General features: G+C 49.7%; 10 protein-coding genes and 1 pseudogene. All 11 read left to right on the forward strand.

The window, feature by feature from the left end:
* Positions 1-34: 34 nt before the first annotated feature.
* Positions 35-865, forward strand: a pseudogene (locus GKG34_RS06595) (TraM recognition domain-containing protein); the annotation flags it as partial.
* 246 nt (positions 866-1,111) lie between these two features.
* On the forward strand, positions 1,112-1,327 hold the full coding sequence (locus GKG34_RS06600) for a Maff2 family mobile element protein (protein ID WP_005361081.1): 216 nt from the start codon (positions 1,112-1,114) through the stop codon (positions 1,325-1,327).
* 10 nt (positions 1,328-1,337) lie between these two features.
* The gene (locus tag GKG34_RS06605) at positions 1,338-2,201 is read left to right on the forward strand and encodes a VirB6/TrbL-like conjugal transfer protein, CD1112 family (RefSeq protein WP_154255836.1); all 864 of its coding nucleotides are present in this window, start codon (positions 1,338-1,340) and stop codon (positions 2,199-2,201) included.
* A gap of 38 nt (positions 2,202-2,239) precedes the next feature.
* Complete coding sequence (locus GKG34_RS06610) at positions 2,240-2,692, forward strand: SpoVG family protein (protein WP_015542955.1); 453 nt, start codon at positions 2,240-2,242, stop codon at positions 2,690-2,692.
* Complete coding sequence (locus tag GKG34_RS06615) at positions 2,692-3,249, forward strand: MT-A70 family methyltransferase (RefSeq protein ID WP_029731790.1); 558 nt, start codon at positions 2,692-2,694, stop codon at positions 3,247-3,249. Before GKG34_RS06610 ends, GKG34_RS06615 begins: the two co-directional genes overlap by 1 nt.
* Positions 3,246-3,992, forward strand: a complete 747-nt coding sequence (locus tag GKG34_RS06620; RefSeq protein ID WP_265191433.1) for a hypothetical protein — start codon at positions 3,246-3,248, stop codon at positions 3,990-3,992. The genes GKG34_RS06615 and GKG34_RS06620 overlap by 4 nt, the downstream gene beginning before the upstream one ends.
* A gap of 36 nt (positions 3,993-4,028) precedes the next feature.
* The gene (locus tag GKG34_RS06625) at positions 4,029-4,463 is read left to right on the forward strand and encodes a PrgI family protein (RefSeq protein ID WP_015542953.1); all 435 of its coding nucleotides are present in this window, start codon (positions 4,029-4,031) and stop codon (positions 4,461-4,463) included.
* Positions 4,363-6,837: a VirB4-like conjugal transfer ATPase, CD1110 family gene (locus tag GKG34_RS06630; RefSeq protein WP_173015228.1), complete on the forward strand. Its 2,475-nt coding sequence runs from the start codon at positions 4,363-4,365 to the stop codon at positions 6,835-6,837. The genes GKG34_RS06625 and GKG34_RS06630 overlap by 101 nt, the downstream gene beginning before the upstream one ends.
* Before the next feature lie 33 nt (positions 6,838-6,870).
* Positions 6,871-9,549: a CD1108 family mobile element protein gene (locus GKG34_RS06635; protein ID WP_154255837.1), complete on the forward strand. Its 2,679-nt coding sequence runs from the start codon at positions 6,871-6,873 to the stop codon at positions 9,547-9,549.
* Between the two features lie 18 nt (positions 9,550-9,567).
* Positions 9,568-9,813 (forward strand): DUF4315 family protein, encoded by a 246-nt coding sequence (locus tag GKG34_RS06640; protein ID WP_040446576.1) that lies wholly within the window; start codon positions 9,568-9,570, stop codon positions 9,811-9,813.
* The gene (locus GKG34_RS06645; protein WP_154255838.1) at positions 9,803-10,915 is read left to right on the forward strand and encodes a DUF4366 domain-containing protein; all 1,113 of its coding nucleotides are present in this window, start codon (positions 9,803-9,805) and stop codon (positions 10,913-10,915) included. Before GKG34_RS06640 ends, GKG34_RS06645 begins: the two co-directional genes overlap by 11 nt.
* Positions 10,916-10,919 lie beyond the last annotated feature (4 nt).

Genomic DNA, 10,919 nt, shown 5'->3' on the forward strand with positions numbered 1-10,919 from the left:
TTGGATTTGATGAAAAAGTCCTTGACTTTTCGTCTCTGGAAAAACAGCGAAGTCGATCCTTATTTCCTGTGCTTCCAGACTGGCTCCTTTTGACATTAAAGAAGTCAGGGAAATTACCATGTATGACGAACTGGATCTGGATATGCTGGGAGATGAACGGACTGCTCTTTTCCTTATTATGAGTGATACGGACGGAACCTTTGCATTTTTGATCAGTCTGATCTATTCCATTTTGTTTAACCGCTTGTGCGAGCGGGCGGATGATGTGTATGGGGGCAGGCTTCCCATCCATGTGCGCTGCCTGATCGACGAGGCGGCAAATATCGGGCAGATCCCGAATCTGGAGCGTCTTATGGCGACCATCCGAAGCCGTGAGATCTCTGCCTGCCTGGTGCTGCAGGCGCAAAGCCAGCTCAAAGCCCTGTATAAAGACAACATGGACACCATCATCGGTAACTGTGACGCCTCTCTTTTCTTAGGAGGCAAAGAAGAAACCACCTTAAAAAGCTGGAACTCCCTATTGGGGAAAGAGACCATCGACCTGTATAATACCAGTGTCACAAAGGGCAATCAGGAATCCCACGGACAAAATTTTCAAAAGTTGGGAAAGGATCTGATGTCGGTGGATGAACTGGCGGTCATGGACGGGGGTAAATGTCTGCTACAGATCAGGGGTGTGCGGCCGTTCCTCTCCCGGAAATATGATATAACCAAACACCCAAATTACAAACTGCTTTCCGATTTTAATGAGAAGAACGCTTTTAATATCGAAAAGTTTCTTTCTACCCGGATGCCGATGCGTCCCGGTGAACGATACCGCAATTATGAAGTCACAGCCGAAGATCTGGCTTCCCAGACTTTATAGAGTTGTTCCTGCCTGTCAAAGCATGATGCCCCGGCAGGATTTGTTTTTGTCATGATGAAAGGAGGATTTTTTGAGGATTCGTGATTCTCCCTGAAAAGTAAATAACCGCAGGATTCTTCCTGCCCCATGCCGCCGTGCTGTTTGAAACAGATTTTTTTCTAAAAACAGTGCGGCGGCTTTTTTTTGTTTCCGGCCTGATACGGCCATATCACAAATTAAAATTTCTGAAATTAAAGGAGGAACATTATGGCATTTTTTGCAAGCGCGATTGATACTTTGAAGATCCTTGTGATCGCCCTGGGCGCAGGTCTGGGCGCATGGGGTGTTGTAAACCTTCTCGAAGGTTACGGAAATGATAACCCAGGTGCAAAATCCCAGGGGATCAAGCAGCTTATGGCAGGCGGAGGTATCGCTCTGGTTGGTGCAACGCTGATTCCGCTGCTTTCCGGCCTGTTCGGTTAAGGGCTGATTTATGGGCAGTCTGTTTGAACGGATAACAGACTGGATTAAAGAGGGCTTGATCGATGCGATCACCGGACAGTACACCAGCATTTTCAACTCCGTCAACAATCAGGTTGCGGATGTGGCAAATCAAGTAGGACAGACCCCGCAGGGCTGGAATGGCGGCGTATTTTCCATGATCCAAAATCTTTCGGAAACCGTCGTCATTCCCATTGCGGGCATGATCCTGACCTTTGTTCTGGTGTATGAACTGATCCAGATGATTCTCGAAAAGAACAACATGCACGAATTCGATACATTCAACATCTTCAAGTGGATTTTCAAGACTTTTGTTGCCACTTACCTGCTCACCAACTGTTTTACGATTGTGATGGCGGTCTTTGATGTGGCCCAAAATGTGGTGTCGCAAAGTGCCGGTGTCATAAACGGGAACCTGGATGTGCAGGCGGCGTTGTCTGATCTGGAAACCCAGCTTGAAGCAATGGGAATGTGGGAACTGATTGGACTGTGGCTGGAAACCAACATCATCAATCTGTGTATGTGGATACTGTCCATCGTGATCTTTGTCATTGTATATGGCCGTATGATCGAGATTTATTTAACCGTGAGCCTTGCACCGATCCCGTTTTCCACAATGGCAAACCGGGAATGGGGACAAATGGGAACCGGGTATCTGCGTTCCCTTTTTGCCCTGGGTTTTCAGGGTTTTTTGATTCTGATCTGTGTTGCCATTTATGCAGTGCTGGTCCAGTCTATCCCATCGTCCGGCGACGTGCACGGCGCGATCTGGGGAACGGCGGGTTATACGGTACTGCTGGCCTTTGCCCTGTTTAAGACAGGTTCGTTATCCAAATCCATATTTAATGCAAGATAGCATGAACAAAACCAATTCTAAAAAGGAGGATTTTATATATGAGTAAAACCAATACAGAAAAAATGGCGCCGGAGACACAGACGCCGGAAATGACAAACGGCATGAAGCTGGATGTCCGCGTGCGTCCGATCGCCCCAATGGGAAACCTGCTGGCGTTTGCCAATGTTACGATTGGCGGATGCTTTAAGATTGACGGCTTCCGTATCTGTTCCAGTGAAAAGGGGCTGTATGTCAATATGCCCGCAACCCAGGATAAGGGAGGCAACTGGAAAGATGTCTGCTGGCCGGTTACGGCAGAGTTCCGCAAACAGCTTAATGACGCTCTGATCGATGGGTATGGGCAGGCTATTGAAAATTTGCAAGCAACTCTTGAAGCAACAAAGGGAGCTGCGGAAAAACCTTCCCTGACCGGTGCATTGAAGGAAAATGCCGGTAAGGTCAAAGAACAGCCGGCCAAACCTGCCCCATCTAAGAATGAGCAGGCTCGCTAATGCCGGAAACGAAACAGTACGGCATTATCTATGCCGATCCGCCCTGGCGCTATGATAGGAAACATGGAAGCGGCGTTGCGGAAAACCATTACCCCACGATGAGCATTGAAGAAATCTGTGCCCTGCCGGTATCGGAACTTGCCGCAAAAGACAGCGCTCTCTTTCTGTGGGCGACCTTCCCACAGCTCAATGAAGCCTTCCGGGTGATCGACGCCTGGGGGTTCAAATATAAAACGCTGGCTTTTCTATGGCTCAAACAGAACCGGAAAGCGGATAGCTGGTTTTATGGCATGGGCTTTTGGACCCGATCCAATGCGGAGGTCTGCCTGCTGGCAACCAGAGGCCGACCGAAACGCCAGTGTGCGGGAATCCATCAGTTTGTGATCTCCCATATTGAGCAGCACAGCAAGAAACCGGACGAGGTGCGGGATAAGATCGTAAAACTCATGGGCGATCAGCCCAGAGTGGAACTGTTTGCAAGACAAAAGACACCCGGCTGGGATGTATGGGGCAATGAAGTGAACTGTACGCTGACTATGCCGGAGCGAAAGGGGTGATTTTGATAGAACAAGATGCAAAGCCGCTGCTTATGGAACGGTTGGACGAGTGTTTGAAGGTTCATGCGGATATGCTGGATGCACAGAACATCGGCAGTATTTACGAGTTACAGGGACTTTCGGAACTCCACTATTATCTGAAGGTTGAGCATGTATTTACTCCGGCGGAAGTAGAGGCGCTTCTTTCTTTTCAGGACCCGTTGGATGTAGCCCGATGGTGTTGGGAAGAAAATAACCATGAACACAGTTTCCCGATCTGCGATCTTCTCAAAGAAATTGATGCAGAGCAAAAATTTGAACATTTCACAAGCGAAGCTTCCGCACAGGACAAATATACACTCCTGATGAAACGGCTGGGACAGAATTACTTTGCTTACCGGGAAAGCCTTATGTCAAGAGATAAGGAATCCTTAATTGAAAAAGCTGCTGAAATTACAGCCATGCAGGAGGCGTATTCCTATCTGACAACAAAGTTTGAGTTCGGGGATGAAATGCTGGATGATGTGCTGGCGCTTGAGAATCCTTTGAAATACTTTGCAGACCGTTGGCTTTTACCGGTTTCGGATGTGTTCGACGTGGATATGGATATTCGGGAAAATATTGCCGGAATCCGAGACAGCCAGGAATACCTGTGTCAGAGAGGACCGGCTGTTTCTGTCCTGGCACGGCTGCAAAATGCGGCTCAGGAAGTGCGGGAATGTCCGGCTTCGGAGAAACCGGTACGCGAATTCGGTGCACGGTAATGGGCCGGAAACTATATTACGATGGGAGGTGTATAGATGCCTTATGTACCTGTACCAAAGGATTTAACCAAAGTTAAAACCAAGCTGGCCTTCAATCTGACGAAGCGCCAGCTTATTTGTTTCAGTCTTGCCGGGCTTGTCGGCCTTCCGGTGTATTTCTTTACCCGCGGGGCGATCGGCAATTCGGCGGCTGTACTTTTGATGATCGGGCTGATGATGCCCTTTTTCTTCTTCGCCATGTATGAGCGTGACGGACAGCCGGCAGAAAAGATCTTGAAGAACCGGCTCCGTTATAAGCTCTGGCCGAAGAACCGTCCATACAGGACGGATAACCTGTATAAATCTATGTCAAAGAAGGAGGTTACAAAGATTGCCAAAAAACAAGCAGCAGGAAGCTCAGGAAAAGCGTCTGCAAAAAAATATCAGGCAGGCCAAAAAGACCAGAGCCGATGCAAAGCAGGGCAAAACTAAGTCTGCCCGTTCCAAGCCGTCTAAAAAAGGCGGCTTTTTTGCCGGGCTGAAAGCAGATGCCCCGCAGACGGTCCAGCAGAGCATTCCCTACCGTGAAATGTACCGGGATGGGATCTGCCGGCTGACCGATACCCTTTACACCAAAACGGTACAGTTTTTTGATATTAACTATCAGCTTGCACAGGCAGATGATAAAGCACAGATCTTCGAGGGTTACTGCGATTTCTTAAATTACTTCGATGCTTCGATCCATGTGCAGCTTACCTTTATCAACCAGCGGGCCAATATGCAGGATTTTACCAGAAGCATTGAAATCCCTCCCCGCGGCGACGAGTATGACGGAATCCGCAAGGAATACGGGGATATGTTAAAGAACCAGTTGCAGAAAGGAAATAACGGTCTCACCAAACGCAAATACATTACCTTTGGGATCGAGGCAGATGACCTGCGTACTGCGAAAATGCGTCTGGAACGCATTGAAACGGATGTGCTGGCAAATTTCAAAACCCTTGGAGTCCAGTCAAGATCCTTAAACGGACTGGAACGTCTGGAACTTCTTCACGGCCAGCTTCACCCGGACGGTCAGGAAAAGTTTCATTTCCAGTGGTCGGATCTGCCTAAGACCGGTCTTTCTACCAAAGACTTCATTTCCCCATCCGGGCTGTCTTTTTCAAAGGATGGAAAGACATTCCGGGTAGGCGACCATTCCGGTGCCGTCTCCTTTTTGCAGATTTTGGCGCCGGAGCTTACTGACCGGCTTTTAGCGGATCTTCTTGACTTAAACGACGCCGTGACTGTCAACCTGCATATTCAGTCTATCGACCAGGCACAGGCAATCCGAAACATCAAGCGTAAAATGTCGGACCTGCAGAAAATGACCATTGAGGAACAAAAGAAAGCGGTCCGATCCGGGTATGATATGGACATCATTCCCACCGACCTTGCCACCTATGGAGAGGAAGCAAAAAATCTTTTGCAGGATTTACAGAGCCGCAATGAGCGCATGTTCCTTGTGACGGTACTGGTGGAAAATATCGCTGCCAAACGCCAAAAGCTGTTCAATGATATTTTTGCCGCTTCGGGTGTGGCACAGAAATACAACTGTGCCTTAAAACGGCTGGATTACCAGCAGGAACAGGGGCTTATGTCCTCGCTTGCTCTTGGTACGAACCAGATTGAAATTGAGCGCGGGCTTACGACCAGCAGCACAGCGATCTTTGTACCGTTTACCACCTGTGAATTGTTCCAGGAGGGCGAGGCGTTGTATTACGGCCTGAACGCCCTTTCCAATAACTTGATCATGGCGAACAGAAAAACGCTGAAAAACCCCAATGGGCTGTTTCTCGGTACCCCAGGAAGCGGTAAATCTTTCTCTGCCAAGCGTGAGATCGTCAATGTGTTCCTTCTGACGGAGGACGACATCATTATCGCTGACCCGGAAAATGAGTATGGGCCGCTGGTGCAGCAGTTCGGTTCCCAGGGGCAGGTCATTGATATTTCCCCTACTTCCACAAACTACATTAACCCTATGGACATCAATCTGGACTATTCCGATGATGAAAACCCGATCACTTTGAAAAGTGATTTTATTCTGTCGCTGTGTGACCTTATCATCGGCGGCAAAGAAGGGCTTTCCCCTATTGAAAGGACGATCATCGACCGTTGTACCAGACTGGTGTACCGGGAATACCTGCAGGACCCATGCCCGGAAAATATGCCGATCTTAGGCGATCTTTACGAGCTGCTTTTGAAACAGTCTGAACCGGAGGCACAGAATATCGCAACTGCGCTGGAAATCTATGTCAATGGTTCCCTTAACGTGTTCAACCACCGTTCCAATATCCAAATGGATCAACACCGGGTACTGTGTTTCCAGCTTAAATCACTGGGAAAAGCCTTAAAGGAAATCGGGCTTTTGATCATGCAGGATGCGGTGTGGAACCGTGTTACGGCCAACCGTTCCAAACATAAAACAACCTGGTTCTATATCGACGAATTCCACCTTCTTTTGAAAGGGCAGACAGGAAGTTTCAGCGTGGAGATCTGGAAACGCTTTCGTAAATGGGGCGGAATCCCATCAGGTTTAACGCAGAACGTCAAGGACCTTCTGGCTTCCCGTGAGATCGAGAACATTTTTGAGAACTCGGACTTTATCTATATGCTCAACCAGGCCCAGGGAGACCGTCAGATTTTGGCAAAGCAGCTGGGAATCTCCCCGCACCAGCTTTCCTATGTGACCCATTCCGGTCCCGGCGAGGGGCTTTTGTTCTTTGGAAATGTGATCATCCCCTTTGTGGACCACTTCCCGAAGGACACACTGTTGTACAGTGTGCTTACCACAAGACCGGATGAAATAGCGGGGACCAAAGCGTGAGACAAAAATTAAAATGGATCGGAGGTGAGAACAATGGCACACGACAGGGAGTTTCAAAGAAAGCGCAAAGATACCCGGATGCCGGTGCGTGATTCCCACGGGGAAGATCAACCGGCAGCCAGGCAGACCGAACAGGATTTTGACCTGCGCAGGGCACGGGACACCCCTTCTTCTGTCAACGGCAAGACACACAGGCAGGACATCCCTGTACAGACGGAATTTTCCCAGCTATCACCGGAAACACCGGTGTCCTTGCTGGAACAGGGCGATGCTTATGCGGCCGCTTTGGATGTTTTTTCGGATCGCTTTGAGATACCGGATGCTACCGGAACAGAGTCCCCGACACAGGACAACGGACGAAGCAATTTCCGGCAGGAGGTTTCCAGGCGTTCTTTTGTAACAGAGGATGTGACAGACCATGATACCGGACAATATGCACCTTCTTCCGAAGGATCAGCCCCACCGAGCGGCACAGACAGATCCGGTCAGGGACATCGTTATCGGACACATCAGCATGGGAACAAATATCAGCAGCGTTTTCAGGAAGCGGCACAGGCGGAGGAACAGGCAGCACAAAAGGAAAAGGGTGTGGATAGCGAACCGCCGAAAACATCCAAGCTGGAATTTACTGCGGATGAACTGCCACCGGAGACAAAGGATAAAAAGCTCACCCATGCAAGACGGAAGGCGGAACGGACTGCACAAAAAGCAGAGCAGGCGCAAAATCGTCTGCCGGCCCGGAAGAAACTGCGCATGGAGACGGTTTCCGACCCGGAGACCGGAAAAGCCAAAAAACACTTAAAATTTGAAAAGGAGGTTAAATCCCAAAAGGCCCATGTAAAAGGACCTGTACCCCTGCGTCCGGTCAAGGCGGGCGCCAATACTGCCATTGGTTACGCTCATAAAAAGATTTATGAGGCAGAGGATGAAAATGTGGGGATCAAGGCAGCCCACCGCTCTGAACTTGTGGGCGAGGCGGGGCTTCGCACGGCATATCACCGGCATAAAACTGCCCCCTACCGAAAGGCAGCGAAATTACAGCAAAAATCAGCAAAGGCCAACGCAAGACTTGCCTACCGGCAGGCTCTTAGCGACCACCCGGAGCTGAAGAAACATGCGATTGCCCGGATATGGCAGAAACAAAAACTGAAAAGGCAGTATGCCAAGGCTGCCCGTGAAGCCGGGAAACAGGCAAAAAATGCCGCAGTCGCAACAGAGAGGGTCAGCGTCGGTATTGTCCATGCGGTCAAACGGCACCCTATGATCTGCCTTGTCCTCCTGCTTCTCCTTTTGGTAATTTTCTTGATCATGTCCCTGTTTTCCACGTTCTCCAATATTGGGACCGGCGGTCTGGGAAGTCTGGCTGCTTCTACCTATCTTGCAGACGATCAGGACATCAATCAGGCGGAGCTTACCTATACCGAGTGGGAAACAGATCTGCAAATGGAAATAGACAGGGTGGAATCAGACCGCCCCGGTTATGACGAATACCGGTATAACCTGGGTGCGATCGAGCATGACCCGTATGTGCTGATGGGGTATCTGACTTCTGCTTATCAGGGATTTACTTACGATGAAGTGGAAAGCGTGCTGCGGCAGCTTTTCCAGGAACAATATACCCTGTCCTTTTCAGAAGAAACCGAGATCCGTTACCGCACCGAAACTTCCGTTGACCCGGAAACCGGGGAAGAAACCCAGGAGGAAGTGCCTTATGAATGGCGCATCTTAAATGTCAAGCTCACAGTCACACCTCTGGAAAACCTGGTCGTTTCCCGGATGAACGCAGACCAGAAAGAGATCTGCGAGATCCTGCTGCAGACAAAAGGAAACCGCCAGTATGTCAAAAATGTCTTTGGCACCAACTGGCTCCCTTATGTGACCAGCTACTACGGCTACCGGGTACATCCCATCAGCGGGGAAAAGAACTATCACACCGGTGTGGACATCGGGATGCCGGAGGCCACAGAGATCCTTGCCGGGCATGACGGAACAGTCACCCTTGCGGGAAATGCCAGCGGTTATGGCTTATGTGTTGCCATTGAAGGCAAGGCATACGAAGGACATACCCTGACGACAAAATACGGGCACTGTTCCCAGATCCTTGTTTCTGCCGGGCAGGAGGTCAAAGCCGGGGATGTGATCGCAAAGGTCGGGAATACCGGAAATTCCACCAGTCCCCACCTGCATTTAGAAGTCCTGGTTGACGGTCAGTATTTGAATCCCCTGTATTTTGCTGATACCGGCGATACCAGCGAACGGCACCTGCCGGAAGTTGGTTCAGGCGGCACAGGAAACTACTTCGATTATGACATTCCACCGGAAGCCCTTGCGGATGAACAGTTTGCTGCAATGATGGCCGAGGCGGAAAAATATCTTGGCTATCCGTATGTATGGGGAGGCGCAAGCCCTTCCACTTCCTTTGACTGTTCCGGCTATGTGTCCTGGGTGATCAACAACTGCGGCGTCGGCTGGAATTTCGGAAGGCTGACTGCGGACGGTCTTTTAGGTGTATGTACGCCGGTATCAAGCGCAGATGCAAAACCGGGCGACCTGATCTTCTTCCAGGGGACCTACAATACCAGCGGCGCAAGCCATGTAGGGATCTATGTAGGAAATGGAATGATGATCCACTGCGGAGACCCGATCTCTTATGCCAACATCAATACAAGCTACTGGCAGCAGCATTTTTATACATTTGGGCGTCTGCCTTAACAGATTGGAGGTAATAAATTGAATCCTAAAATTGAAAAACTGGAAAAGGAAATTGAAAAGACCAAAACAAAGATTGCGGAAATGCAGGCAAAGCTCCATAAGCTGGAGGAACAGAAAACGGAGCTGGAAAATACCGATTATGTGGCGGTGGCGCGCAGTTTCAAACTGACGCCCCAGCAGCTTGCGGATTTTTTGAAATCACAGCAGGCGGCCCCTTCGGAAACTATTTTACCGCAGGAGAAGGAGGATGTGCATGAGGCTTAAAAAACTTTCCCTGCTGCTGGCGCTTACGCTTCTTGTAAGTGTCAGCGCATTACCTGTAACGGCTCATGCCGGCGGTTCCAAAGACACCACACCGCCAACGCTGACTGCTTCCCTGGAGGGCGATGCCCTGAAAATAGAAAGCAGTGACGATCTATCCGGCGTGGAGGCGGTCTTTGTTGATGAAAACCGTATCAACTCCCTTACCGATGGGAAAGCGTCGGTTGCACTAAAAGATTATGCAGGAACAGAAAAACAGGTAAGCATATACGCAAAGGATTATGCAGGAAACCGTTCTGATGCGATAAAGCTGGATAATCCGTATTACAAAGAACCGGCTCCTGAAAAGAAACCTGCTGTGGCAGCACCCCAGAGTCCGTCCGGTACACAGACAAAACCGCCTAAGGAAGAAAAACCTTCCGGCTCAAACGTTGCAACTCCTTCCGGCGGCGGAAATTCTTCCGGTTCAGATAACAGTACCGGACAGCAGGAAAATACTTCTGCGGTCCCGGAAGGTGCATTTACCCCGGAAGGCACCGGAACGGTACAGGACAACATCAGTGGTACGGATGGGGAAAAACAGTTTTACACCATCACTACGGACGCGGGCAATGTCTTTTATCTGGTGATCGACGGGAAACGGGAAGATAACAATGTCTACTTCTTAAACGGCGTCACAGAGTCCGACCTGATGGCGCTTGCAGAAAAGAACAATGGCAGCATGAGCATGATTCCCCAGGAAGAAAGCTGCAGCTGCACAGAAAAATGTGAGGCGGGAAAAGTCAATACCGGCTGCCCGGTCTGCAAAAATGACTTAAATGGCTGCAAAGGAAAAGAAAAGCCGACGGAAACTGAAAAACCGGCAGAACCGGAAAAGCCGAAGAAAGAAACCGGCAGCGTCGGCACGATCCTGTTTATCCTTGTTGCCTTACTTGCGGTCGGCGGAATCGGTTACTATGTAAAAATCGTGCGTCCGAAACAGCAGGCCGAGGACGATGCGGAATTTGAGGATGACGGTTATGGCGAAGGCTTTGACCCGGATGAGGCATACGGGGAACCGGAATATCTTTCCGAGGACGATTTTGACGACAAGGACAGCAAATAAGGCT

Source organism: Faecalibacterium sp. BIOML-A4 (assembly GCF_009679665.1).
Lineage (GTDB): Bacteria > Bacillota > Clostridia > Oscillospirales > Ruminococcaceae > Faecalibacterium > Faecalibacterium taiwanense.